At 74.9% G+C, this 25,145-nt stretch carries 24 protein-coding genes and 1 tRNA gene; 9 read left to right on the forward strand and 16 right to left on the reverse strand.

Annotated elements, in window-relative coordinates; all coding sequences use genetic code 11:
* Positions 1-141 precede the first annotated feature (141 nt).
* The gene (locus ACI78R_RS12245; RefSeq protein ID WP_457040921.1) at positions 142-750 is read right to left on the reverse strand and encodes a hypothetical protein; all 609 of its coding nucleotides are present in this window, start codon (positions 748-750) and stop codon (positions 142-144) included.
* A 307-nt stretch (positions 751-1,057) separates the two neighbouring features.
* On the opposite strand from ACI78R_RS12245, the gene ACI78R_RS12250 reads away from it, so the two are divergent.
* Positions 1,058-1,612 carry an AMIN-like domain-containing (lipo)protein gene (locus tag ACI78R_RS12250; protein WP_457040922.1) on the forward strand — a complete coding sequence of 185 codons (555 nt, stop codon included), beginning with the start codon at positions 1,058-1,060 and terminating at the stop codon, positions 1,610-1,612.
* A 69-nt stretch (positions 1,613-1,681) separates the two neighbouring features.
* On the opposite strand, the gene ACI78R_RS12255 is transcribed toward ACI78R_RS12250, so the two are convergent.
* Both ACI78R_RS12255 and mca read right to left on the reverse strand, forming a co-directional pair.
* Positions 1,682-1,999, reverse strand: a complete 318-nt coding sequence (locus tag ACI78R_RS12255) for a hypothetical protein (RefSeq protein ID WP_073418625.1) — start codon at positions 1,997-1,999, stop codon at positions 1,682-1,684.
* Positions 1,996-2,883, reverse strand: a complete 888-nt coding sequence (gene mca, locus ACI78R_RS12260; RefSeq protein ID WP_457040923.1) for a mycothiol conjugate amidase Mca — start codon at positions 2,881-2,883, stop codon at positions 1,996-1,998. Before mca ends, ACI78R_RS12255 begins: the two co-directional genes overlap by 4 nt.
* 217 nt (positions 2,884-3,100) lie before the next feature.
* On the opposite strand from mca, the gene greA reads away from it, so the two are divergent.
* Positions 3,101-3,601: a transcription elongation factor GreA gene (gene greA, locus ACI78R_RS12265; RefSeq protein ID WP_073418623.1), complete on the forward strand. Its 501-nt coding sequence runs from the start codon at positions 3,101-3,103 to the stop codon at positions 3,599-3,601.
* 14 nt (positions 3,602-3,615) lie between these two features.
* Positions 3,616-3,936, forward strand: a complete 321-nt coding sequence (locus tag ACI78R_RS12270; protein WP_457040924.1) for an RNHCP domain-containing protein — start codon at positions 3,616-3,618, stop codon at positions 3,934-3,936.
* A 76-nt stretch (positions 3,937-4,012) separates the two neighbouring features.
* On the opposite strand, the gene ACI78R_RS12275 is transcribed toward ACI78R_RS12270, so the two are convergent.
* From ACI78R_RS12275 to ilvA, 5 genes are all read right to left on the reverse strand, one after another.
* Positions 4,013-4,897 (reverse strand): hypothetical protein, encoded by an 885-nt coding sequence (locus ACI78R_RS12275; protein ID WP_457040925.1) that lies wholly within the window; start codon positions 4,895-4,897, stop codon positions 4,013-4,015.
* On the reverse strand, positions 4,894-6,957 hold the full coding sequence (locus tag ACI78R_RS12280) for a M3 family metallopeptidase (RefSeq protein WP_457040926.1): 2,064 nt from the start codon (positions 6,955-6,957) through the stop codon (positions 4,894-4,896). Before ACI78R_RS12280 ends, ACI78R_RS12275 begins: the two co-directional genes overlap by 4 nt.
* A gap of 145 nt (positions 6,958-7,102) precedes the next feature.
* The gene (locus tag ACI78R_RS12285; protein WP_336032855.1) at positions 7,103-7,912 is read right to left on the reverse strand and encodes an ABC transporter permease; all 810 of its coding nucleotides are present in this window, start codon (positions 7,910-7,912) and stop codon (positions 7,103-7,105) included.
* Positions 7,909-8,955, reverse strand: a complete 1,047-nt coding sequence (locus tag ACI78R_RS12290) for an ATP-binding cassette domain-containing protein (protein ID WP_457040927.1) — start codon at positions 8,953-8,955, stop codon at positions 7,909-7,911. The genes ACI78R_RS12285 and ACI78R_RS12290 overlap by 4 nt, the downstream gene beginning before the upstream one ends.
* A gap of 115 nt (positions 8,956-9,070) precedes the next feature.
* Complete coding sequence (gene ilvA, locus ACI78R_RS12295; protein WP_457040928.1) at positions 9,071-10,282, reverse strand: threonine ammonia-lyase; 1,212 nt, start codon at positions 10,280-10,282, stop codon at positions 9,071-9,073.
* Positions 10,283-10,358: 76 nt separating this feature from the next.
* Here ilvA and ACI78R_RS12300 point away from each other — a divergent pair, with 76 nt between their 5' ends.
* From ACI78R_RS12300 to ACI78R_RS12310, 3 genes are read left to right on the forward strand one after another with little or no spacing between them, the layout of a single operon-like run.
* Positions 10,359-11,822, forward strand: coding sequence for a sigma 54-interacting transcriptional regulator (locus ACI78R_RS12300; RefSeq protein WP_245794266.1), 1,464 nt, complete (start codon positions 10,359-10,361; stop codon positions 11,820-11,822).
* Position 11,823: 1 nt separating this feature from the next.
* Positions 11,824-13,803: a VWA domain-containing protein gene (locus tag ACI78R_RS12305; RefSeq protein WP_457040929.1), complete on the forward strand. Its 1,980-nt coding sequence runs from the start codon at positions 11,824-11,826 to the stop codon at positions 13,801-13,803.
* The gene (locus ACI78R_RS12310; protein WP_457040930.1) at positions 13,800-14,258 is read left to right on the forward strand and encodes a GNAT family N-acetyltransferase; all 459 of its coding nucleotides are present in this window, start codon (positions 13,800-13,802) and stop codon (positions 14,256-14,258) included. The genes ACI78R_RS12305 and ACI78R_RS12310 overlap by 4 nt, the downstream gene beginning before the upstream one ends.
* Here ACI78R_RS12310 and ACI78R_RS12315 read toward each other — a convergent pair.
* A complete protein-coding gene (locus tag ACI78R_RS12315) occupies positions 14,224-15,588 on the reverse strand; it encodes a DUF2252 domain-containing protein (RefSeq protein ID WP_457040931.1) in 1,365 nt (454 codons plus the stop codon). The two genes, ACI78R_RS12310 and ACI78R_RS12315, sit on opposite strands and share 35 nt — an antisense overlap.
* Before the next feature lie 98 nt (positions 15,589-15,686).
* Between ACI78R_RS12315 and ACI78R_RS12320 the strand changes: the two genes are divergently transcribed.
* Positions 15,687-16,676: an SGNH/GDSL hydrolase family protein gene (locus ACI78R_RS12320; RefSeq protein ID WP_245794265.1), complete on the forward strand. Its 990-nt coding sequence runs from the start codon at positions 15,687-15,689 to the stop codon at positions 16,674-16,676.
* A gap of 137 nt (positions 16,677-16,813) precedes the next feature.
* Positions 16,814-18,034: an acetyl-CoA C-acetyltransferase gene (locus ACI78R_RS12325; RefSeq protein ID WP_457040932.1), complete on the forward strand. Its 1,221-nt coding sequence runs from the start codon at positions 16,814-16,816 to the stop codon at positions 18,032-18,034.
* Between the two features lie 117 nt (positions 18,035-18,151).
* On the opposite strand, the gene ACI78R_RS12330 is transcribed toward ACI78R_RS12325, so the two are convergent.
* The 5 genes from ACI78R_RS12330 to ACI78R_RS12350 form a co-directional block, all read right to left on the reverse strand.
* On the reverse strand, positions 18,152-19,054 hold the full coding sequence (locus ACI78R_RS12330) for a Bax inhibitor-1/YccA family protein (RefSeq protein ID WP_073419524.1): 903 nt from the start codon (positions 19,052-19,054) through the stop codon (positions 18,152-18,154).
* Positions 19,055-19,264: 210 nt separating this feature from the next.
* On the reverse strand, positions 19,265-20,896 hold the full coding sequence (locus ACI78R_RS12335; protein ID WP_457040933.1) for a M28 family metallopeptidase: 1,632 nt from the start codon (positions 20,894-20,896) through the stop codon (positions 19,265-19,267).
* 135 nt (positions 20,897-21,031) lie between these two features.
* Positions 21,032-21,105, reverse strand: a tRNA-Leu gene (locus ACI78R_RS12340).
* Between the two features lie 29 nt (positions 21,106-21,134).
* The gene (locus tag ACI78R_RS12345) at positions 21,135-22,502 is read right to left on the reverse strand and encodes an NAD(P)/FAD-dependent oxidoreductase (protein ID WP_457040934.1); all 1,368 of its coding nucleotides are present in this window, start codon (positions 22,500-22,502) and stop codon (positions 21,135-21,137) included.
* Positions 22,503-22,511: 9 nt separating this feature from the next.
* Complete coding sequence (locus ACI78R_RS12350; protein ID WP_457040935.1) at positions 22,512-23,312, reverse strand: uracil-DNA glycosylase; 801 nt, start codon at positions 23,310-23,312, stop codon at positions 22,512-22,514.
* A gap of 63 nt (positions 23,313-23,375) precedes the next feature.
* On the opposite strand from ACI78R_RS12350, the gene ACI78R_RS12355 reads away from it, so the two are divergent.
* Positions 23,376-23,669, forward strand: a complete 294-nt coding sequence (locus ACI78R_RS12355) for a DUF4235 domain-containing protein (RefSeq protein ID WP_073418609.1) — start codon at positions 23,376-23,378, stop codon at positions 23,667-23,669.
* A 10-nt stretch (positions 23,670-23,679) separates the two neighbouring features.
* Here the strand turns inward: ACI78R_RS12355 and ACI78R_RS12360 are convergent, their stop codons facing one another.
* Both ACI78R_RS12360 and ACI78R_RS12365 read right to left on the reverse strand, forming a co-directional pair.
* Positions 23,680-24,630, reverse strand: a complete 951-nt coding sequence (locus ACI78R_RS12360) for a Ppx/GppA phosphatase family protein (protein ID WP_175562778.1) — start codon at positions 24,628-24,630, stop codon at positions 23,680-23,682.
* A complete protein-coding gene (locus ACI78R_RS12365) occupies positions 24,627-25,130 on the reverse strand; it encodes a DUF501 domain-containing protein (protein ID WP_217651104.1) in 504 nt (167 codons plus the stop codon). Before ACI78R_RS12365 ends, ACI78R_RS12360 begins: the two co-directional genes overlap by 4 nt.
* Between the last annotated feature and the right edge of the window lie 15 nt (positions 25,131-25,145).

Consider the following 25,145-nt stretch of genomic DNA (forward strand, 5'->3'; position numbering starts at 1 on the left):
ATGTGGACGACCGTCCACCCCGCGCAGCCGCTGGGCCCGTCCCCCCCCCCCCCCCCCGCCGTCAGGCCGGTGACCAGGCCGGAGAGGTCGGCGTAGGTGGTCCGCAGCAGGTCCGCGCTCACCCCGGCAGCCTGGCAGGGATCACGGCTGGGGACCGCGCGCCCGCACCTCCTCGACCGAGGCCATGGCGTCCCGCAGCTCGGTGAGCCAGGCGTCGGCGTTGCGGCCGACCAGCCGCACCGCCCACACGAGCGCCTCGGAGCGGGACCGGGCGACGCCGGCGTCGACGAGCGTGTCGAGCACCAGGCGCTCGGGCTGGCGCAGCCGGGTCATCACCGGCACCGAGGCGTTGGTGAACACCTCGCGGACGTCGCCGCACGAGGCGCCCCAGGCCACCGATCGGCCGTAGCGCTCCTGGGCGGCGTCGGCGACGGCCATGCGCTGCTCGCGGGTGTCCTCGCGGAAGCGGGCGATCCGCCCGGCGCGGGCGGCGGCCGGGTCGCCCTCGCCGGCGTCGGGCTCGGCCAGCGGGCCGACGACGGTGATCTCGTCCCGGTCGACGGCGATCTCGACCGGCCCGGTGAACCAGCCGTCGGGGAGCCGGCCGGCGAACCAGCCGGCCACCTCGGCGCGGTCGACCGGGGGTGCGGTGTCCGTTCCCCGCCCGCGGCCGCCGGGGCCGCGACCGCGGAACCCGGGGGCGCCCATGCGGGCGAAGGGAGAGTCGGCGAAGCGGTGGTGTCCGTACACGACGGCCTCCAGATGAGTCGCGATTACACGCTTACACGGTAACCGCGACGACGGGGCGGCACCACGGCCGGCGCTACGCCCGGAGCGGACGCCGTGCCGCCGCTCACCGATCGTCACCGGCCGGCGACGGGCACGTCATGTGCTCATCCGTGTCGCCCGGAGAGGGCCGTTTCCTGTCAACAGTGCACATGCACGGGCCCTGCGGATCGACATCCGCGGGCAAGGCGAGCCATTCCACCGGCGGGCGTGTCTGCGGATCCTTCCCGTCGTCCGCACCACCCATCCCCCTGACCCCGGGAGACCCACCATGAGCACCACCCGTACCCGCGCCGCACTGGTCCTCGCCGCCGCCGCGGCGTTCACCGGCGTCGCCCTGCCGTCGGCCTCGGCGGCGGGCTGCAGCACCGCCTGGGGCTCGCTGCCCGAGTCCGCCGTCGAGGACGGCGGGGGCACGCTCGACGACGTCCGCGCCGGCCGGCACGCCTGCTACGACCGGCTGGTCCTCGACCTCGACGGCGTCGACGCGTCCGAGGTGTCCTACGACGTGCGCTACGTGCGGGAGGTGCGGAAGGACGGCTCCGGCGAGCTGGTGCCGCTGCGCGGCGGGGCCGACCTGCAGGTGCTCGTGCACACCCCGGCCCACACGGGCAGTGGCGCGGCCACCTACGACCCGGCGAACGACGCCGAGGCCGTGGACGTGGGCGGGTACTCCACCTTCCGCCAGGTCGCGTGGGCGAACTCGTTCGAGGGCGAGAGCACCCTGGGCCTGGGCGTCCGCGCCCGGCTGCCGTTCCGGGTGATGGTCCTCGACGGCCCCGGCGACGGGTCCCGCCTCGTCGTCGACGTGGCGCACACCTGGTGAGACGCGGGGGGGGGGGGGGGGGCCCCCCCCCCCCCCCCCCCCCCCCCCCACTCCCCCGCCCCGCCGGCATCAGCCCGCCGGCGGGTCCGTCCGTCCGTCGTCGCGCTTCGGGCCCTCGATCGCGCGCGGCGCGCGGCGCAGCGTGTCGAGCAGGTCCTGGCCCGGCTGCCGCGGCTCGACCAGGTCGGCCGGGGTGTCGGGGACGACGACCTGCGGCGCGTCCGGCTCGTCGAAGCTGGCCGGCAGCCGCTTGAGGTGCTTGCTCATCGACTTGACCAGCAGGAACGCCGCGAGCAGCAGGATCAGCGTGAGCAGGGCGCCCAGCGGGCCGGACTTGCCGACGTCCTCGGGCTGCTGGACGGCCAGCACCAGGTCGAGCGCGGTCACGGGACCGGCACCTCGCTGCGGATGCCGGCGAACAGGTCGTCCTCGGGCAGCGGGGAGTCGACCAGCGACCGGGCCAGCTCGTAGTCCTCGGTGGGCCAGATCCGCTGCTGCACGTCCATCGGACAGGCGAACCAGCGGCCGTTCGGGTCGATCTGCGTCGCGTGCGCGATGAGGGCGGCGTCGCGGACCGGGAAGTACTCGGCGCAGGGCACCCGGGTGGTGACCCGGTGCGACATGTCGCGCTCGGGGTCCCAGGTGGCCAGCCACTCGGCGTAGGGCGAGTCGGCGCCGGCCTCGAGCATGGCCTCGTGCAGTGCGCGCACGCGGGTCAGCGTGAAGCCCATGTGGTAGTAGAGCTTGCTCGGCTGCCAGGGCTCGCCCAGGCCGGGGTAGCGGTCGGGGTCGCCGGCCGCCTCGAACGCCACCACCGAGACGTCGTGCGTCTTGATGTGGTCGGGGTGCGGGTAGCCGCCGCGCTCGTCGTAGGTGATCACCACGTGCGGGCGGAACCGCCGGATCAGCTCGACCAGCGGGGCGGCCGCCTCCTCGGTGGGCACCAGCGCGAAGCAGCCCTCGGGCAGCGGCGGCAGCGGGTCGCCCTCGGGCAGGCCCGAGTCGACGAAGCCCAGGAACTCCTGCTGGACGCCGAGGATCTCCCGGGCGCGCGCCATCTCCTCGACGCGCAGCTGCGGGAGGCGCTCCCAGATCTCCGGCCGGTCGAGCGCCGGGTTGAGCACGGATCCGCGCTCTCCGCCGGTCAGCGTCGCCACCATCACCTGGACGCCCTCGGCGACGTACTTGGCCATGGTCGCCGCGCCCTTGCTCGACTCGTCGTCGGGGTGGGCGTGCACGGCGAGCAGGCGCAACGAGTCCGCTTCGGTCACCCGGCCAGTGTCCCCCGAGGAGGGCGGCCGCCGCCGTGACGCCCCCCATCCGGACGGGTGGATGTGCTGCCCGTCACGCTCGATTCCGGTACGGTCCCGTCTCCCGGCGGGTCCGCGGGTCCGTGCAGGGGCCCTCCGGCCGGTGTTAGCTTGGCCGGATCGACGTCGACCGCCCCCGTCCGGGAGGCGGCCCCCGAGAGCTGCAGGAGTACCCCGCGTGACCACCCCCACTGAGAACGAGCAGGGCATCTGGCTGACCCAGGAGGCCCACGACCGGCTGAAGGCCGAGCTCGACCAGTTGGTGGCCGGTCGGCCGGCCATGGCCGCCGAGATCAACGCCCGCCGCGAGGAGGGCGACCTCAAGGAGAACGGCGGCTACCACGCCGCCAAGGAGGAGCAGGGCAAGCAGGAGGGCCGGATCCGCCAGCTCACCGACCTGCTCCGCAAGGCCCGCGTCGGCGAGCCCCCGACGACGGCGACCACCGCCGAGCTCGGCACCGTCATCACCATCCGGTTCCAGGGCGACGACGACACCGAGAAGTTCCTGCTCGGCTCGCGCGAGATCGCCGGCACCACCGACCTCGCCGTCTACTCCCCGGAGTCAGCGATGGGCTCGGCGATCCTCGGCTCGAAGCCGGGCACCACGGTCACCTACCAGGCGCCCAACGGCCGCGACATCACCGTCGAGGTCGTCGCCGTCGAGCCGTTCGTCCCCTGACCGGGGTCCGCGCCGTGGCCCGCTCCCGGCGGGCGGAGAACACCGGCTTCGTCTGCGTGCACTGCGCCGCCGACGTCCCCGCCAACACCGACGGGCACTACCGCAACCACTGCCCGGTGTGCCTGTGGTCGCTGCACGTCGACGACCTCCCCGGTGACCGGGCCAGCGAGTGCCGGCAGCCGATGGAGCCGATCGGGCTGGTCGAGAAGTCGGGCAAGGGCTGGCAGGTGGTGCACCGCTGCACGGCGTGCGGCCACCGCCAGCCCAACCGGCTCGTCCGTGACGGCAACGCCCCCGACGACCTCGACCTGGTGCTCACCCTCCCCTGGCTCTGACCTCCCACTGACGGCGTTCCCCGGGCGTCGCCGGTCCTGCAGGACCCGCGGTGCGCGAGGAACGCCGTCGCTCCACTCAAGCCGAGGCGAGGGTCCGCAGGCCCAGGTCGGCGAGGTCGAGGACGTGCACCCCGTCGTCGTCCGCCTGGACGAGTGCGCGCCCGTCCCGGACCAGGGCCGTCCCGGAGACCGGCCGCCAGGGGCGCCGGTCCACCACCGCACCGTCGTCGGTGACCCGCAGGAGGACCGAGCGGCGGCTGTCGAGGTCCGAGCGCAGGACCACCCACGTCCCCGACGCGGCGTCGCGGCCGACCCCACGGATCCCCTCCACCGGCCACGTCACGGACGCGCGCGGCACGCCGTCCCGGTCGAGGACGCGCAGCACGGACCCTCCCTCCTCGGCCTCGGCGACGGCGACCGTCTCCGGGGCCACCGCGGCGGTGAGCACCGCGAACCCCGCGAGCGGCACCCGCCGCGAGACCGGCGTCAGGTCGGCATCCGCCATCTGCAGCCACCCGGTCCCCACCAGTAGCGTCGACCGCCGGTCCAGCGCGACCACGTTGGTGACCCCCCGCAGCGACGCCAGCTCCCGGCCTGTGCCCGCGTCGAGGACGAGCGTCGGCTGGCTCGCGTACCCGACGGCGACCCGGCCGCCGGTCAACGCGGTCAGTCCCTCCACGTTCCGGCGCGCGCGGTTCTGCCAGATCCGGAAGCCGTCCAGGGCGTAGCCGCAGACGCCGTGCCGCGTCCAGGCGCCCGTCACCACGACCGGCTCCGGCTCGGCGACGAGGGCCAGCCGGGTGCCGCCCGCATCCAGGACGGTGTCAAGGCCGGTGACGTGCCCGCCTCGGGACAGTGACCAGACGTCGACCGTGCGCTCCCACGACCCCGTCGCCACGAGGTCGTCGTCCCAGGGCGCGGCGGCGACGCGCCAGACCCAGCGGTGCGCCGGCCGGGTCACGCCGGAGCGAGGCCGCGGCGGCGCAGGAGCGGGCCCGGGTCGGCGTCGCGGCCGCGGACCGCGCGGAAGGCCTCCAGCGGGTCCACCGACCCGCCCACCGCCAGCAGCCGATCGCGGAAGACGTCGCCGTTCTCCCGCCGCAGCCCGCCGTGCTCGCGGAACCACTCGACCGTGTCGGCGTCGAGCACCTCCGACCAGATGTAGGAGTAGTAGCCCGCCGCGTAGCCGCCGGCGAAGACGTGCTGGAAGTACGTCGTCCGGTAGCGCGGCGGCACGAGGTCGGAGGCGACGCCGGCCTCCTCGAGCGCGCGCCGCTCGAACTCGGCCGGGTCGCCGACCTCGGTCTCCGGCGTGATGCGGTGCCAGGCCTGGTCGAGCAGCGTGGCCGCCAGGTACTCCAGCGTCGCGAAGCCCTCGCCCCACAGCCGGGCGGCCTCGATCGCCTCGACGACGTCGCCCGGCAGCGGCTCGCCCGTCTCGACGTGCCGGGCGTAGTGCCCGAGCACCTCCGGCCAGGTCGCCCACATCTCGTTGACCTGGCTCGGGAACTCCACGAAGTCGCGCGGCACCGCGGTGCCGGCGAAGCGCGGGTAGGTGACCGCGGAGCTCAGACCGTGCAGCGCGTGGCCGAACTCGTGGAACAGCGTGTCCACCTCGTCGAGGGTGAGCAGCGTGGGCCGGCCCTCCGGCGCGGGCGCCACGTTGAGGTTGTTCACCACGACCGGCCGCGTGCCGAGCAGCCGCGACTGGGTGACGAACGAGCTCATCCACGCCCCGCCGCGCTTGCCCTCGCGGGCCAGGAAGTCGCCGAGGTAGAGCCCGACCTCCGCGCCGTCGGGGCCGGTGACCTCCCAGACCCGGACGTCGGGGTGGTAGCCGGCGAGGTCGGGGCGGGCGGTGAACCGGAAGCCGTACAGCAGCTCGGCGGCGCGGAAGACGCCGTCGACGAGCACCCGGTCGAGCTCGAACCACGGCCGCAGGGCCGCCCGGTCGACCGAGTAGCGCTCGGCCCGGACCCGCTCGCTGTAGAACGCCCAGTCCCACGCGGCGAGGTCGGTCACGCCGTCGAGGGCGGCCACCTCGGCGAGCACCTCGGCCTCGGCGCGGGCGTTGGCCGTCGACGGGCCGACCATCGACGAGAGCATCGCGTCGACGGCGGCGGTGCTGCCCGCGGTCTGGTCGGCGAGGACCAGGTCGGCGTGGGTGGCGAAGCCGAGCAGGCGCGCCCGCTCGGCCCGGACCCGGGCGATGCGCGCGGCCACCGGCCCGTTGTCGTGCTCCCCCGCCGACGCGCGGCCCGCCGAGGCCTCGAACACCCGCCGGCGCAGCGCCCGGTTCCGCAGCTTCGCGAGCGCGGGCTGGCCGGTGGGCAGCAGCAGTGGCAGCAGGTACCCGTCGAGGCCGCGGTCGGCGGCGGCGCGGGCGGCCGAGGCGACCTCCTCGTCGGACAGGCCGTCGAGCTCGGCGGCGTCGGCGACGCGCACCGCGGCGGCCTCGGTGGCCAGCTGCAGGTTCTGCCCGAACTGCGTGGACAGCTCCGACAGCTCGCGGTTGAGCTCCGACAGCCGCGCGCGGCCGGCGTCGTCCAGGCGGGCGCCGGCCAGCACGCGGTCGAGGTGGTGCCGCTCGACCAGCCGGACCGCCTCGGCGTCGAGGCCCGCGCCGTGCCGCGCCTCGTGGACCGCGTCGATGCGGGCGAACAGCACCGGGTCCAGCCGCAGCGCGTCGGCGTGCGCGGCCTCCAGCGGCGCGAGCTCGCGCTCTATCTCCCGCAGCCGCGGGGTCGACAGCGACGAGGCGAGGTTGCCGAACACCGCCTCGGCCCGGCGCAGCAGCGCACCCGAGCGCTCCAAGGCGACGACCGTGTTCTCGAAGGTGGGCGGCTCCGCCGAGCCGGTGATCGCCGCCAGCTCGGCGCGCTGCCCGGCCATCCCGGCGAGGATCGCCTCGCGGCAGTGCTCGAGCGTGACGTCGGCGAACGGCGGCAGCCAGTACGGCAGCGGCGACTCGGCGGACAGCGGGTTGTCGGCGGACAGGGCGGCGGCAGGCTCGGCGCTCATCGGCGTCCATCCTGCGCCGACCCGGACCGTCGGACACCAGTGGCCCGGAACCGGTCCGGTTCCGGGCCACCCGGGTACGACGTCCGCCGGCACGGTCCGGCGCCCACTCGTCCCGGCGGCGGCGCCGCCGCCGGGACGGGTGGGACTACCGCGAGGCGGTGCGCTCGTAGAGGCGGACCGACAGCGGCACGAAGACCGCGAGGATGACCGCCGTCCAGATGAGCGTGTAGAGCACCGGGTTCTGCAGCGCCCACGCGTCGGGCACCGGGTAGTCGGCCGGCATGTTGCCGAACAGCTCGCGGGCGGCGAGCGTCACCGACGAGACCGGGTTCCACTCCGCGAACGTGCGCAGCACCGACGGGAACGTCTCCAGCGGCACGAAGGTGTTCGCGATGAACGTCAGCGGGAAGATCACGATGAAGCTGGCGTTGTTGACCACCTCGGGCGTGCGGACCAGCAGCCCGACCACCGCCATCAGCCACGAGATCGCGTAGGCGAAGGCGAGCAGGACGAGGAAGCCGCCCACCGCCTCGACGAACGAGGAGTTGATCCGCCAGCCGACCACCAGGCCGGTCAGCGCCATCACCGCGATCGAGATGACGTTCAGCCCCGCGTCGGCGACCGTGCGCCCGACGAGCACCGCCGCCCGGGACATCGGCAGCGACCGGAACCGGTCGATGAGCCCCTTCTGCAGGTCCTCGGCGATGCTCGCGCCGGTGACCGTGGAGCCGAAGACGACGGTCTGGGCGAAGATGCCCGGCAGCAGGAACTCCGCGTAGCTCACGCCCTGCGGCAGGCCGCCGATCGCGCCGCCGAACACGTAGCGGAACAGCACCACGAACATGATCGGCGACAGCGTGGCGAACACGATCAGGTCGGGGACCCGCTTGACCTTGATCAGGTTGCGCTTGGTGATGACGACGCTGTCGGACAGCGTCGCGGACAGCGAGCTCATCGCACGTCTCCCGTCGGGACCGGCTGGGCGGGGGTCTGGTCGGTGCCGCGCTCCCCGGCCTCCTCGGCGCGGTCCTCCGCGGCCCTGTCCTCGGCGGCCCTGTCCTCGGCGGCGTGGCCGGTGAGCGCGAGGAACACGTCGTCGAGGTCGGGGCGGCGCAGCCCGACGTCGAAGATGTCGGCGGTGTGCCCGTCGAGGCGGGCCAGCGCCTCGGCCAGCACCTCGGCTCCCCCGCTGACCGGGATGCTCAGCCGGCGGGCCTGCTCGTCGACGTGCGGCTCGTCGACCGCCAGCGGCCGCAGCCGCTCCACCATCTGCGGCAGCGCCCCGGCGTCGGTGACCGCGAACTCCAGCCGCTGGCCGCCGACCTGCGCCTTGAGCTCGTCGGCGGTGCCCCGGGCGATCACCCGGCCGCGGTCGATGACGACCATCCCGTCGGCCAGCCGGTCGGCCTCCTCCAGGTACTGGGTGGTCAGCAGGATCGTCGTCCCGCCGCCGGCGAGGTCGGCGATGAACTCCCACATGCCCTGCCGGCTGCGTGGGTCCAGGCCGGTGGTCGGCTCGTCGAGGAAGAGCACCCGGGGCCGCGCGATGAGCGAGGCGGCGATGTCGAGCCGCCGGCGCATGCCGCCGGAGTAGGTCTTGGCCGGCCGGGACGCGGCGTCGGTGAGGTCGAAGCGCTCGAGCAGCTCCTGCGCCCGGGCGCGCGACTCCCGTTTCCCGAGCCGGTACAGCCGCCCCACCATCTCCAGGTTCTCGAACCCGGTGAGGTACTCGTCGACCGCGGCGTACTGCCCGGTCAGGCCGATCACCGCGCGGACCCTGTCCGGCTCCCGGACGACGTCGACCCCGGCCACCTCCGCGCGCCCGCCGTCGGGCTGCAGCAGCGTGGTGAGGATGCGGACGACCGTGGTCTTGCCCGCACCGTTGGGCCCCAGGAGGCCGAGGACGCTGCCCTCCGGGACGGTCAGGTCCACCCCCGCCAGGGCGGTGTTGGACCCGAAGCGTTTCTGCAGTCCCTCGACGAGGATCGCGTCGCTCATGCGGGCCACGCTAGGTGTGAGGACCGACACTTCCGGAGCCCTGTTCGCGGGCGGCGTAGCTGAGGCACGTCCTGTCGACCGCGGGCGCACCGCGAACTCATCGCGACGCCGACGATCAGTCCTCCGTGGGGGCGAACCCGGCCTGCTCCAGGGCCGTGACGACGGCGCCCGCGTGGTCGGGGCCGCGGGTCTCGAGCACCACGAACACCTCCACCTGGCCGAGGTCGAGCCGGGTCGCCGTCCGCTCGTGCTCGACCTCCAGCACGTTGGCGCCCACGCCGGCGAGCACCGACAGCACCGCCGCGAGCGAGCCGGGCCGGTCGGGCACGCGCAGCGTCAGCCGCAGGTAGCGCCCGGCGGCGGCCATGCCGTGCTGCACCACCTTGAGCAGCAGCACCGGGTCGATGTTGCCGCCGGAGACCACCGCGACCACCGGCGGCGGGAACGCCGCCGGGTCGGCGAGCACCGCGGCCACCGCCGCCACCCCGGCCGGCTCGACGACGAGCTTGGCCCGCTCCAGGCAGAACAGCAGGGCGCGGGAGAGGTCCTCCTCGCTGACCGTGCGCACCTCGTCGACGAGGTCCCGCACGTGCGCCAACGTCGTCTCGCCCGGCGACCCGACCGCGATCCCGTCGGCCATCGTCGCCATCCCCGACAGCGCGACCGGCCGGCCGGCGGCCAGCGACCCGGGGAACGCGGCGGCCGCGGCCGCCTGCACCGCCACCACCCGCACGCCCGGCTTCCGCTCCTTCACCGCCGCGGCGACCCCGGACACAAGCCCGCCGCCACCGGTGCACACGACGACGGTGGCGACGTCGGGGCACTGGTCGAGCACCTCGAGGCCCACGGTGCCCTGCCCGGCGATGACGTCGGGGTGCTCGAAGGGGTGGATGAACACCGCCCCGGTCTCCTCGGCGTGGGCGACGGCGGCCTCCAGCGCGGCGGTGAGGTCGGCGCCGTGCAGCCGAGCGTCGGCCCCGTAGGACCGGGTGGCGGCCACCTTGGGCAGCGGCGCGGTCTCGGGCATGAAGACGGTGGCGCGCACGCCGAGCATCCGCGCCGCCAGCGCCACGCCCTGCGCGTGGTTGCCCGCGCTGGCCGCGACGACGCCGCGCGCCCGCTCCTCCGCCGTCAGCCGGGACAGCCGCACGTAGGCGCCGCGGAACTTGAACGAGCCGGTGTGCTGCAGGTTCTCGCACTTGAGGTGCACCGGGCCGCCGACCTGCTCGGCCAGCGCCCGCGAGTGCTCGAGCGGCGTCCGGCGCGCCACCCCCTCGAGGAGGGCGGCCGCGGCCGCGACGTCGTCGCCACTGGTCAGCCGCACCACGGCAGGCATCCTCCCAGGCCGGATGCCGGCCTCCGGGCATCCCCGCATCGCCGCAGGTCGTCGTACCGTGGCTGAGGTGACGGACGTCGCGACAGCGCACACCCCACCCGCACCCACGACACTCGGCGCGCTCCGCGACAGCGGGGCCGCCTTCCGGCCGGTCAAGGCCGAGATCCGCGCCAACCTGCTCGCCCGCCTCGGCGCCGGCGAGCCCACCCTCCCCGGCATCGTCGGCTTCGAGGACACCGTCGTCCCCGAGGTCGAGCGGGCCCTCATCGCCGGTCACGACCTCGTCCTGCTCGGCGAGCGCGGTCAGGGCAAGACCCGCCTCATCCGCACGCTCGTCGGCCTGCTCGACGAGTGGACGCCCGTGCTGGCCGGCAGCGAGCTCAACGAGCACCCGCTGGCCCCGATCAGCGTGTGGGCGCACCGCCAGATCGCCGAGCACGGTGACGACACCCCGGTCACCTGGCTGCACCGCAGCGAGCGGTTCGGCGAGAAGCTGGCCACGCCCGACACCAGCGTCGGCGACCTGATCGGCGACGTCGACCCGATCAAGGTGGCCGAGGGCCGCACCCTGGGCGACCCGGAGACGGTGCACTACGGCCTGGTGCCGCGCACCAACCGCGGCATCTTCAGCGTCAACGAGCTGCCCGACCTCGCCGAGCGCATCCAGGTCGCGCTGCTCAACGTGCTCGAGGAGCGCGACATCCAGATCCGCGGCTACCGCGTGCGGCTGCCGCTGGACCTGCTGCTGGTCGCCAGCGCCAACCCCGAGGACTACACCAACCGCGGGCGGATCATCACCCCGCTCAAGGACCGCTTCGGCGCCGAGGTGCGCACCCACTACCCGATCGAGCTCGCCGACGAGATCCGCCTGCTGCACCAGGAGGCGCAGACCAGCGGGCTGGGCGCGCCGACCGGCCACGACGGCTTCGACGCCCCCGTCGTCCCGCAGCACCTCGTGGAGATCGTCGCCCGCTTCACCCGGCTGGTGCGCGAGTCCAGCCACGTCGACCAGCGCTCCGGCGTCAGCGCCCGGTTCGCCATCGCGGGCCTGGAGACCGTCGCCGCCTCCGCCGTCCGGCGGGCCGCGATCGCCGGGGAGACCCGGCCGGTGGCGCGGGTGGTCGACCTGCCGGGGATCGTCCCGGCCAGCCGCGGCAAGGTCGAGTTCGCCGACGCGGGCTCCGACCCCGACGACGACCGCGAGCTCGAGGTGCTCGAGCACCTGCTCCGGCAGGCCACCGCGCAGACGTTCCGCGCCCGCTGCGGCGGGCTGGACCTGACCGGCCTGCAGGAGCACTTCACCGGCGGGGAGACCGTCGAGTCCGGCGAGCTGGTGCCCGGCGCGGCGCTGCTCGGCCAGCTCGGCACCGTCCCGCGCCTGGCCGAGCTGCTCGGGCGCCTGGGCGTGCCGGAGGGCGAGGAGTCGGCCGAGCAGGCCGCGGCCGCCGTCGAGTTCGCGCTCGAGGGCCTCTACCTCACCCGCCGGCTGGCCAAGGACACCGACGGCACCCGCACGGTCTACGGGGCCTGACGTGCCACGCCGGCCCGGCAAGGGGTACCGCTACGGTCGCTGGCGGGGCGGGCCCGACCCGCTGGCCCCGCCCTACGACCTGGGCAGCGCCGTCGACGAGATCGGCGACTCCGTCCTCGGCGGCAGCGGCGTGCGCGAGGCGCTGCGCGAGCTGCTGCGCCGCGGGATGGACGGCCGGCGCGGGCTCGACGAGCTGCGCCGCTCGGTGCGCGACCGGCTGCGGCAGGCCCGCAGCGCCGGGCGCATGGACGGCACGCTGCAGGAGGTCCGCGAGCTGCTCGACCGCGCGCTGGACGCCGAGCGGCGCGAGCTGTTCCCCGACCCCGACGACGGCGCGCGGCTGGCCGAGGCCGAGCTCGACGCGCTGCCGGAGGACACCGCGGGCGCCGTGCGGGCGCTCAAGGACTACCCGTTCCGCTCGGGCGAGGCCCGGCAGGCCTACGAGCAGATCCAGGACCTGCTGCGGCGCGAGGTGCTCGACAGCTCCTTCGCCAACATGAAGCAGGCGCTGGAGAACGCGACCGAGCAGGACGTGCAGGCGGTGCGCGACATGGTCGCCGACCTGTCGCGGCTGGTCGACGCGCACAACCGCGGCGAGGACACCGACGAGCAGTTCCGCGAGTTCATGGACGAGCACGGGCAGTTCTTCCCCGACGACCCGCAGTCGGTGGACGAGCTGATCGACTCCCTCGCCCGCCGGGCCGCCGCGCAGGAGCGGATGATGGCCGGCCTCTCCCCCGAGCAGCGGGCCGAGTTGGCCGACCTCATGGCCCAGACCATGTCCGACATGGGCCTGGCCAGCGAGATGGCCCACCTGCAGGACGCGCTGCGCCAGGCGCGGCCCGACCTGCCGTGGGGCCAGCGCGGCCAGGTGCCCGACGGCGAGCAGGCCCTCGGCCTCGGCGACGCCACCAGCGCCGTCGCCGAGCTCGCCGACCTGGAGGCGCTGTCCAACCAGCTCTCCCAGGGCTACGCCGGCGCCTCGCTGGCCGACGTCGACGAGGAGCTGCTGGAGCAGGCACTGGGCCGGGAGGCGGTCGACGACCTCGCGGCGCTGCGGCAGATGGAGCGCGAGCTCGAGCGGCAGGGCCACCTCGTCCGGCGGGACGGCAAGCTGGAGCTCTCCCCCAAGGCGGTCCGCCGGCTGGGCGCCACCGCCCTGCGGCGGGTGTTCGCGAAGCTCGACGCCACCGGGCGGGGCGAGCACGACGTCGCCGACGCCGGGGCCGCGGGCGAGCTCACCGGCGGCTCGCGGGAGTGGCGGTTCGGCGACGAGCAGCCGCTCGACGTCGTCCGCACCGTCCGCAACGCCGTCCTCCGCACCGCCGGGGAGCCGCGCGGCGAGCGGCGGGTGCGCATCGCCGTCGAGGACTTCGAGGTGGTGGAGACCGAGCGGCGCACCGGGGCCGCGGTCGCCCTGCTGGTCGACCTCTCCTACTCGATGGCGCTGCGCGGCACGTGGGGCGCGGCCAAGTCGACGGCGATGGCCCTGCACTCGCTGGTGACCACGCGGTTCCCGCAGGACGCCATCCAGATCATCGGCTTCTCCTCCACCGCGCAGGTGCTGCGGCCGGAGACGCTCGCGGAGCTCAGCGTGGACACGCTGCAGGGCACCAACCTGCAGCACGGGCTGATGCTGGCCCGCCGGTTCCTGGCGCAGCACCGCGACGCCGAGCCGGTGGTCCTGGTGGTCACCGACGGCGAGCCGACGGCGCACCTGGAGGAGGACGGGACGCCGTACTTCTGCTGGCCGCCGATGCCCGAGACGATCGCCAAGACCGTCGCCGAGGTGGAGCGGGTGGCCCGCTCCGGCGCGACGCTCAACGTGTTCGCGCTCGACCCGGAGCCCGGGCTGGTGCACTTCGTCCACGACATCACCGCGCGCGCGGGCGGCCGGGTGTTCACCCCGGACAGCGATCGGCTCGGCGAGTACGTCGTCGCCGACTACCTGCGCACGCGGAGGGGACGCCGGGCGCGGTGACCGTGACGGTCGGGCAGGTCGGCCCCGACGTCGTCCTCCCGCTGCGCAGCGTCGTGCTGCGCGACGGCGGGCCGGCCGGCCTGCCCGGCGACGACGACCCGGCCACCGTGCACCTGGCCGCCCGCACCGCCGACGGGCGGGTGGCCGGCGTGGTGCGCCTCTCCCCCGCCCCGTGCCCGTGGCGGCCCGACGCCCGCGCGCCGTGGCAGCTGCGGGCCATGGCCACCGACCCGGCCGTCCGCGGCACCGGCGCCGGGCGGGCGCTGGTCGCGGCCGGGCTGGCGCTGGTGGGCGACCGCAGCGGGGACCTGGTGTGGTGCAACGCCCGGACCGGTGCGGCCGGCTTCTACCAGCGGCTGGGGTTCACCGTGGTCACCGGGGAGTTCGACGTGCCGCCGATCGGGCCGCACGTCGGCATGCTCACCGCGGTACCGGGTGCGACCCGCTCGAGCTGATGCCCGGGATCCGCCCCGCCCGGAACGCGTCGACGAACAGCCGGTGGTCGTCCTGCGTCTGCCGGGCGTAGGAGTGCGCGAAGGCCACCATGTCGTCGAGGAACTCGTCGCGCCGCCCGCCGACGAGCGCGACGACGGCGTCCTCGGTCTGGAAGTCGACCAGCGTGTGGTCGCTGTCGGCGTCGCCGACGCAGTGCATCTTCGCCGTCGCCCGGCCGAGCTGGACCAGCACCGGCGCGATCTCCTCGGGCTCGGTGAGGTCGTCCCAGTCGAGGTCGTTCTCGTACGGCGAGAGCTCCTGCACGACGAACCCGACGCCGCCGATCTCGGTGTGCCCGAGGAACTGCGAGGCGTTGGACTGCAGCGCCCGCTGGCTGACCGCCGTCCGGTGCCCGTGGTGCTCGAAGTGGGCGGCGACGGCGGGGTCGCGCACGATGCGGCTCGGCGCGGCCACGTTGCCCTGCTTGATCGACAGGACGACGTCGTTCTCCAGCGCCTGGTCGTAGCCCTCGAGCAACACGTTGTAGGCGGGCAGGCCGGCGCTGCCGATGCCGAAGCCGCCGGTGCCGATGACGTCCTTCACGTCGTAGGCGACGTCGCGGCGGCGCGCCGGCGGGTGCACGGTCCCCCGCCAGCGCTCCAGCGCCGCGAGCACCCGGTCGCGCTCGGCGTCGTCGAGCCGGCGGGCCCGGCCGCCGTCGGCGAACCGGCGCTGGTAGTCCTCGACGACGGTCATCCGGTCCAGCAGCGAGGCGCGGGTGCGCGTCGTCGTCTCGAGGATCGCCTGGCGCACCGCGCCCTCGGTGTCGGCGGCGGTGAGGGCGAAGGAGCGGTCGTCGTCGGAGCGGGTGAACGCCTCGACCTGGTCGAGGTAGGCGGTCAGGTAGGTGCGCAGCAGGTCGGAGATGACGTCGTCGCCGAGCGCCTTGCGCCAGGCCAGCAGCGCGAAGCTCGCGACGAACCGCCGCAGGTCCCAGCTGACGTGCCCGACGTAGGCCTCGTCGAAGTCGTTGACGTCGAAGACGATGCGGCCCGCACCGTCCATGTAGGTGCCGAAGTTCTCCGCGTGCAGGTCGCCCTGGATCCACACCCGGCTGGTGCGCTCGTCGGCCCACCGGTCGTCGAGGACGTCCATGTCGGCGTAGAACAGACAGGCACTCCCCCGGTAGAACGCGAACGGGTCGGCCGCCATCTTGCGGAACTTCGTGCGGAACGCGTCGGCGTCGGCGGCCATCAGCTCGGAGAAGGCGTCGACCAGCACGTCGACGATGAGCTGCGACCGGTCACCGGGGGTTCCGCCGGCGGACACCCGTCGGGGGGATTCGGACACGGGGGGCACCGTAGAGGCTGGATAGCCTGCAGGACAGGTGGTTGCGGGGCGCGACGATCGGGGTGGCGGTGACGCGAGCGGGAAGGGCACGACGGCTGGTGGCCGGTGCCGCGTACGGCGGCGGGGGCCTCGGCCTCGCCGGCGCCGGCCTGCTCGCCGTGCTGCGCCTGGAGGCCCGCGCCGCGCGGCGGCGCGTGGAGTCCCGCACCTCCAAGCAGGAGCCCCCGACCGGCGACGGCGTCTACGGCCGCGGGCGCGGGCGGGTCAAGCCGCTCGTGTTCGTCGTGCTGGGCGACTCCAGCGCCGTCGGCCTCGGTGTCGAGCGGGCCGGGGAGACGCCCGGCGTCCTGCTCGCCGCGGCGCTGGCCGAGCTGGCCGAGCGCCCGGTGCGGCTGGTGCGGGTCGCGGTCTCCGGCTCGGAGTCCTACGAGCTCGACCCGCAGGTCGAGCGGGCGCTGGCGGTACGGCCCGACCTCGCGCTGATCATGATCGGCGCCAACGACGTCACCTCCCGCACCCGGCCGTCGGTGTCGGTGCGCCACCTCGCCGACGCGGTGCGGCGGCTGCGGGAGGCCGGCGCGCAGGTCGTCGTCGGCACCTGCCCCGACCTCGGCACCATCCGGCCGATCGGCCAGCCGCTGCGGCTGCTCGCGCGGCGCTGGAGCCGGCAGCTGGCCGCCGCGCAGACCATCGCCGTCGTGGAGGCCGGCGGCCGGACCGTGTCCCTCGGGTCCGTGCTCGGCCCCTCCTTCGCCCAGGACCGGTCGCTGTTCAGCGTCGACGAGTTCCACCCCAGCGCCGCCGGCTACGCCTCGGCCGCCGCCGTGCTGCTGCCGGCGCTGGCCGACGCGGTCGGCGTCTGGCCAGAGCGGGCCGACCGGCGGCGGCTGCGCCGGGGCACCGTCCGCCCGGTGGCACGCGCCGCGGCGCGCGCGGCCGGGCGCACCGGCACCGAGGTCCGCGCCACCGAGGTGCGCGGCTCCGGCACCGGCCCGCTGGGCACCTGGGCGCGGCTGCTGCGCCGCCGGCCCTCCGACCTGCCGGTACCCGCGGAGGTCGGCGAGGCGGACGGGCTGCCCGTCGGCTGACCGCCGCGTGACACGGAACACAGCGGCGATCTGTTCCGGCCGCACCCGCGACCGGCGGCCTACCCGGGGGTAGTTTCCGGGGTGACCCGACACCCGGCACGCACCGGCCGGGAGCCCGCCTCACCGTGGAGGACCCCATGCCCGAAGCCGTCATCGTCGCGACCGCCCGCTCGCCCATCGGCCGCGCGTTCAAGGGGTCGCTCAAGGACTTCCGGCCCGACGACCTCACCGCCACCATCGTCCGGGCGGCGCTGGACAAGGTGCCGGCGCTCGACCCCACCGACATCGACGACCTGATCCTGGGCTGCGGCCTCCCCGGCGGGGAGCAGGGCCACAACATGGGCCGCGTCGTCAGCGTCCTCCTCGGCATGGACCACCTGCCGGGCACGACGATCACCCGCTACTGCTCGTCGTCGCTGCAGACCACCCGCATGGCGATGCACGCCATCAAGGCCGGCGAGGGTGACGTGTTCATCTCCGCCGGCGTGGAGATGGTGTCGCGCTTCGTGAAGGGCAACAGCGACTCGCTGCCCGACACCCACAACCCGGTCTTCGCCGACGCGCAGGCCCGGGTGGCCAAGACCGCCGAGAGCGGCGCCGACTCCTGGACCGACCCGCGCGAGAACGGCGAGATCCCCGACATCTACGTCGCGATGGGGCAGACCGCCGAGAACCTGGCGCTGCTCAAGGACGTCTCCCGCCAGGAGATGGACGAGTTCGCCGTCCGCAGCCAGAACCTGGCCGAGAAGGCCATCGCCGAGGGCTTCTGGGAGCGGGAGATCACCCCGGTCACGACGCCCGACGGCACCGTCGTCAGCAAGGACGACGGCCCGCGCGCCGGCACCACCCTCGAGGGCATCTCCGGCCTCAAGCCGGTCTTCCGCCCCGACGGCCGGGTGACCGCCGGCAACGCCTGCCCGCTCAACGACGGCGCCGCCGCCGTGGTGGTCATGAGCGACACCAAGGCCCGCGACCTCGGCCTGACCCCGCTGGCCCGTGTCGTCTCCACCGCCGTCACCGGCCTGTCGCCGGAGATCATGGGCTACGGCCCGGTCGACGCCTCGAAGCTCGCGCTGCAGCGGGCCGGCATGACCATCGACGACATCGACCTGGTCGAGATCAACGAGGCCTTCGCCGCGCAGGTCATCCCCAGCTACCGCGACCTGGGCATCGACATCGACAAGCTCAACGTGCACGGCGGCGCCATCGCCGTGGGCCACCCCTTCGGCATGACCGGCGCCCGCATCACGGGCACGCTCCTCAACGGCCTGCAGACGAAGGACGGGACCTTCGGCCTGGAGACCATGTGCGTCGGCGGCGGCATGGGCATGGCCATGGTGCTCGAGCGCCTCTCCTGACGTGGGCCGGGGCCGGTCCGCCGACCGGCCCCGGACACGACAGTGGCCCGGTCCCCTCGCGGGGACCGGGCCACTGTCGTGTGGGGCGCCCCGCCGCCGGGGCGACGGGGCCGGTGCTCAGTTGTCCTGGAAGTAGGACAGCAGGCGCAGGATCTCCAGGTACAGCCAGACGACCGTGACGAGCAGGCCGAAGGCGACGTACCAGGCGAACTTGGCCGGGGCACCGCGGCGGATGGCCTGGTCGGCCATGTCGAAGTCGAGCAGCAGCGTGAAGGCCGCCACACCGATCACGACGAGGCTGAACACGATGGCCAGCGGGCCACCGTCACGCAGGCCCAGGCCGCCGGGGACGAAGAACGACACCAGCAGGTTGACCAGCACGAGGGCGAGGACACCGAACAGCGCGCCCACGACCCAGCGGGTCAGCTTGGGGGTGACCCGGATGGCGCCGGTCTTGTAGACCACCAGCATGCCGGCGAAGACGCCGAAGGTGCCGATGACCGCCTGGACGACGATGCCCGGGTAGATGGTGTTGAAGGCCTCGCTGATCGCGCCGAGCGCGACACCGTAGAGCGCGCCGTAGGCCAGCGTGGCCGCCGGGTTGGCGATCTGCTTGAAGCTGATCACCAGGCCCAGGACGAAGGCCACGAGGACCGCGGGCAGCGCCAGGCCCCAGGCCGCCTGGCCGGGCAGGGCCCAGACGACGGCGGCGGCCAGGACGGTGACCAGGAAGGACAGGCCCGTCTTCTGGACGACATCGTCCATCGTCATGTAGCGGGTGGCCGGGCCGGCCGGGGCCGGGGCACCGTACTGCTGGCCGTACTGCTGGTCGTAGCCCTGCGGGGCGCCGTACGGCTGGCCGTAGGGCTGGGGCTGACCGTAGCCGGGAGCGGCGTAGCCCTGCTGGCCGTACGGCTGCCCGTACTGCTGGCCGTAGCCGGGAGCGCCGTACCCCTGCTGTCCGCTGCCGTTGGCGGCGTTGGCGAAGCCCCGGCCGAAGACCGGGTTGGAGCTGGGCATCGTCATCTCCTCGAGGTGACTGGTCGGTCGGTGGGCTGCACCCTCGCATCCCACTCGGTTCCTACAACGTCGCACGTGGCCTGGACGTTCCGCGCGCGACACGGTCACCCGTGCGGTGGAGACGGTCCTCCCGACGGCCCCTGGACGGCCCCGGGGACGGCCGTGGCGCCGCCCCCCGGAGGGGACGGCGCCACGGGTCGTGGAGCTGGGTCAGACGGTGTCGCCGTGGCTGTGCTCGTGGTCGTGCGCGAGCCCGCCGCCGCCGGTCTCCTTGCCGGCCGGCTGGCGGAAGTCGCGGTCGGCCGGGTCACCCTGGAAGGTGCCGCCCGGGACCGGCTGCCCCGTCACACCGTTCACCCGCGAGGTGTCGTAGGCCAGGGTCAGCACCGCGTAGGCGATGGCGTCGGAGTTGGTGTCCAGCGCCACGCGGTTGACGTTCGCCAGCGTGTCCCCGACCTGGTGGTAGTTCGGGTCGTAGGCCACGCCCGCCTGGCCGCCGTAGTCGGCGGCCTGCTCCGGCGTCTTGACGCCCTCGGCGCCGGTGAACAGGCCACCCGAGGGGATGCCGGCGAGGATGAACGCCTGGTAGTCGCTGCGGCCGCTGAACTCGGTGGCCTCGTAGGGCAGCTGCCGCCGCTCGAAGTAGTCCTCGAGCACGTACTCGATCTGGTCGGAGCCCTCGGGGACCGTGACCGGCGCGGTGAACGCCGACTGGTCGCCGTCGTAGATGAACCGGGCGAAGTTCGGCGAGCCGACCATGTCGAAGTTCAGGTACAGGCCGATGTCGGCGATCTGCTGCTCCGACAGCTGCGAGACGTAGTGGTTGGAGCCGAGCAGGCCGTACTCCTCGGCGCCCCACCAGGCGAAGCGCACGGTGTTCTGCGGCTTGGTCTTGGCGATGTTCTGCGCGACCTCGAGGATCGCCGCGCTGCCGGAGCCGTTGTCGTTGATGCCCGGGCCCGCCGCGACGGAGTCCAGGTGCGCACCGGCCATGACGACGTTGTCGCTGGTGCGGCCGCGCAGCTCGGCGATGACGTTCTCGGTCTCGCGGACCTCGCTGGTCGTCGTCGTGGAGATCCGGACGACGTCGCCCTGCAGGTCCACACCGGTGGCGTAGCTCACGCCGACGACCGGCACCGCGTCCTCGATCGGCGCGCCGAGCGTGGGGTTGAGCAGGATCTCACGCCCGGGCTGGCCCTCGTTGAACAGGACGACGCCGATGGCCCCGGCCTCGATGGCGTTCTCCACCTTGATGCCGAAGGCGCAGGTGCCCCGCTGCAGCAGGGCGATGTTGCCCTCGACGAAGGTCTCGAAGTCCGCGGCCTCGCAGCCGCTGGTGTTGCCGTTGGCCGCGGGGGTCGGCGGGATGACGACGTCGACGGCCTGGACGGTGGCCTCGGCGGTGCCGCTGCCGGAGTAGGTGGCGACCGCGTAGTCGGTGTTCTCGACGTAGGTGACCGGGTCGGGCGAGATCCGGCTGAAGGAACTCGGCGCGGTCTGCTCGAAGAACGGGAACTCGAACGGCTGCCGGGTCACGGTGTAGCCCGACGCCTCGAGCTGGCCGGTCACGTAGTCGGCGGAGGCCGTGTAGCCGGGGCTGCCCGAGACGCGGGTGCCACCGTTGGCGGTGGCGATGTCCTGGAGGGCCTGCAGGTGCTGGGTGACGCCGTCGACCGTGACGCACTCGGTCAGCTTGGCGACGGTGTTGTTGTTGCGGTTCTCGCAGGCGTTGCCGCCGGCCGTGGCGGGCAGGGCGGCGACGACGCTGCCGGCGAGAGCGAGCACACCGGCGCTGCCGATCACGGCGGCGCGTGACCGGCGGGACGGGTGGGACTGGGTCATGGACGTCTGGTTCCCCTCGAGACGGCGGAGTGAGCTCCGTTGCTCACGGGGAGTCACCCTGCCAAATCGGTCACGGGGGACGTCAAGCCCTGTCTTTCCTGCGGTCCATGGTGTAGTGCACCGCAGATCCTGCGGTGCCCCCGGTGGGACTCGAACCCACACTGCGACCCTTTTAAGGGGCCTGCCTCTGCCGATTGGGCCACGGGGGCGTGCGGGCGACCGGCGCCCGCGGGCGGCGTCAGCCGGCCTGCATCCGCTCGGCTCCCGGCCGGCCGGGGACCAGCCCGGCGGCGGTGACGAACTCGCGGCGCGGGTCCTGCAGTTGCCCCAGGGCGATGACCTCGCGGCGGAACACCGAGGCCAGCGCCCAGTCGGCGACCACCCGGGCCTTGCGGTTGAACGTCGGCACCCGGCTCACGTGGTAGGCGCGGTGCATGAACCACGCGGGCCACCCCTTGAGCTTGACCCCGTAGACCTGCGCCACGCCCTCGTGCAGCCCGAGGCTGGCCACCGACCCGGCGTAGGCGTGCCGGTAGGGCCGTGGCTCCTCGCCGCGCAGCACGGCGACGACGTTGTCGGCCAGCCGCTTGGCCTGGCGGACCGCGTGCTGCGCGTTGGGCGCGGTGGTGGCGCCGGGCGTGTCCTTCGTCAGGTCCGGGACGGCGGCGAGGTCGCCGGCGGCCCAGGCGTCCTCCAGGCCGCTGACCTGCAGCGTGGGCTCGCAGCGCACCCGGCCCCGCTCGTCGAGGGGCAGGTCGGTCTCGGCGAGCAGCGGGTTGGGCCTGGTGCCCGCCGTCCAGACCAGGGTGTCGCTGGCGAAGGAGTCGCCGTCGCTGAGCCGGACGACGCCGTCGGCGACCTCCTCGAGGCGGGTGTTGAGCCGCACGTCCATGCCGCGGGCGGTGAGCTGCCGGACCGTCCAGGCGGCCATGTCGAGGTCGACCTCGGGCAGGATCCGGCCGGTCGCCTCGACCAGCACCCACCGCATGTCGCTCGGCGACAGTCGTGGGTAGTGGTGCTCGACGGCGTAGCGGGCCATGTCCTCGAGCTCGGCGAAGGCCTCGATGCCGGCGTAGCCGCCGCCGACGAAGGTGAACGTCAGCGCCCGGGTGCGGACGGCGGGGTCGTCGGTGGAGGCGGCGGCGTCGAGCCGGGCCAGCACGTGGTTGCGCAGGTAGATGGCCTCGCCGACGGTCTTGAAGCCGATGCCGTGCTCGGCCAGGCCCGGGATGGGCAGCGTCCGCGCCACCGAGCCCGCGGCCATGACGAGCACGTCGTAGGACAGCTCGTACGGCGCCCCCTCCACCGGCGCGATCCGGGCCCGCCGGTCGGCGTGCGACAGCGACAGCACCGCCCCGGTGACCACCCGGCAGCGGGGCAGCGTGCGCCGCAGCGGCACGACGACGTGCCGGGGCTCCACCGAGCCGGCGGCGGCCTCGGGCAGGAACGGCTGGTAGGTCATGTGCGGCTGCGGGTCGACGACGACCACCTCGGCGCCGCCCCGGGACAGTCGCTTCTGCAGCCGCAGGGCGGTGTAGAGGCCGACGTAGCCGCCGCCGACCACCAGCACCACCGGACGGGACCCAGCAGCCGGACGAGTCGCCATGGGGCCAGCCTAGGGGCGCGGGGGCCCGCTCTCGCCCTCGTGCGCGCCCCCGGTCCCGGCCAGCTCGGTGGCCCGGGCGAGGACGGCGTCGAGCATCGGCTCGGTGAGCCGGCCGGTGAAGGTGTTCTGCTGGCTGACGTGGTAGCTGCCCAGCAGGGTCAGCTCGCCGCGCGGCCCGGAGACGGTGACCTCGACGCCGTGCCCGAACGCCGGCCGCGGGCGCGGCAGGGCATAGCCGGCGCCGGCCAGGACCGGCCACAGCGCCGTCCAGCCGAACCCGCCCAGGACGACGGCGACCCGCAGGTCCGGCAGCAGCGCCAGCTCGCGGGCCAGCCACGGCGAGCAGGTGTCGCGCTCGGCCGGCGTCGGGGCGTTGTCCGGGGGCGCGCAGCGGACGGCGGCGGCCACCCGCACGCCGGAGAGCTCCAGGCCGTCCCCGACGTGGGTCGACGTCGGCTGGCTGGCCAGGCCGGCCCGCCACAGCGCGGCGAAGATCCAGTCGCCGCTGCGGTCGCCGGTGAACACCCGGCCGGTGCGGTTGCCGCCGTGCGCGGCGGGCGCCAGCCCCACGACGGCGATGCGGGCGTCGGCGGGGCCCAGGCCCGGCACCGGGCGGCCCCAGTACTCCTCGTCGCGGAAGGACGCCCGCTTGACCCGGGCCACCTCCTCGCGCCAGGCGACCAGCCGCGGGCAGGCCCGGCAGCCGGAGACGCGGGCGTCGAGGACGGCGAGGTCCCGCGCCGCGCGGGCGGAGCGGGCGACGCCAGCGGGGCTGCGGGTGACCGGGAACCCCTGGGCGTCGGCTGCCACGGCCCCAGTGGACCACCCGGGCGGGGACGGGCGGCCGCCGGGGAGGCAGGGCATGATCACCGCATGGCCCGCAAGGAGAAGGCGCCGCTGACCTGGAAGCTGCTCGGTTCGGGGCTCGCCGTCCCGGCCGGCATCGCCGCCCGCAAGCTCACCGACGCCGCCTGGTACGCCGCCCGCGGCACCAACCCGCCGAAGAACCCGGCGGCGCCCGGGGTGAGCTGGCCCGACGCGCTGGCCTGGGCGGCGTTCTCCGGGGTCGTCGTGGCCGCCGGCCGGCTGGTCGCCGCACGCGGCGCCGCGGCCGCCTACCAGTCGCTGACCGGCAAACTGCCCCCCGGCCTCAACGAGGGGCCCTGACCCGGCGCCCTCAGCCCCGGGCGAGCCGGAGGGCGATGCCGTCGAGGATGTCGTGCTCGCTGACGACGACCTCGTCGAGCGCGAACGCGTCCATGACCACCCGCAGCACCAGCGCGCCGGCGCCGATGACGTCGACCCGGCCCGGGTGCATGACCGGCTCGGCGGCCCGCCGCTCGCGGCTGGCGGTGAGCAGCCCGGCGGTGACCGACCGGACGGCGGCCACCGGGATGCGCGAGCCGTGGATGGCCGCGGCGTCGTAGGCCGGCAGCCGCAGCGCGAGCGCCGCGACCGTGGTCACCGAGCCGGCCAGGCCGACCAGGGTGGCCGCCTCGCCCACCGGCACCGCGGCGGCCACCTCGGCCAGCGCGGCGCGGATGTCGGCCTCGGAGCGGCCGATCTCGTCGGCGCTGGGCGGGTCGCCGTGCAGGTGCCGCTCGGTGAGCCGCACGCAGCCGATGTCCACCGACCGCGCGGCGCGCACCCCGCCGGCGTCGCCGAGGACGAACTCGGTGGAGCCGCCGCCGATGTCGACGACCAGGTACGGCGGGCGGGGCGGCGGGCCGCCGTGCGCGGCGGCCGCGGCGTCGAGCGAGGCGGTAGCGCCCAGGAAGGACAGCCGGGCCTCCTCGTCGCCGGGGACGACGTCGGGCGGCAGGCCGAGGGTGTCGCGGACCATCGCCTCGAAGTCGGCGCGGTTGGCCGCGTCGCGGGTGGCGCTGGTGGCCACCATGCGCACCGCCGTCGCGCCGAGGTCGCGGGACTGGGCGGCGTACTCGGCGAGCACGACGCGGGTGCGCTCGATCGCCTCGGGGGCCAGCCGCCCGGTGGCGTCGACACCCTGGCCGAGCCGGACGACCTCCATCCGGCGCAGAAGATCCGTGTGCGCGCCCTCGGGGGGCACGTCGGCCACCAGCAGCCGGATGGAGTTGGTCCCGCAGTCGACGGCGGCCACGCGGGTCACGGGCGGTCCTCCTCGGGGAGCGCGCAGGGCCCCTGGGCCCACCACTCCCCCATCCCGGCGACGGCGCGGTCGCCGATCGGGTTGACGCCGGGCCCGGCCGCGAGGGCGTGGCCGGCCAGGGCGTGCAGGCACTTGACCCGGTCGGGCATGCCGCCGGCGGTGGCGCGGGTGGGCAGCTCGCCGAGGGCGTCGCGCTCGGCGAGGTAGGCCTCGTGCGCGGCGCGGTAGGCCGCCGCGAGGTCCTGGTCGGTGCCGAGCTCCTCCTGCCACTCGCGCATCCGGCCCGCCGACTCCAGCCGGCTCGCCGCCGCCGACGCCCGCGGGCAGGTCAGGTAGTACAGCGTCGGGAACGGGGTGCCGTCGTCCAGCCGCGGGGAGGTCTGCACGACGTCGGGCTGCCCGCAGGGGCACCGGTGCGCCACGGCGCGGACGGCGCGCGGCGGGCGGCCGAGCTGCCGGCCGACGGTCTCGTGCTCCTCCGGCGTCATCGGCTCGCGCACGGGGCGTCCCGGGAA

Source organism: Geodermatophilus sp. SYSU D01106 (assembly GCF_054049995.1).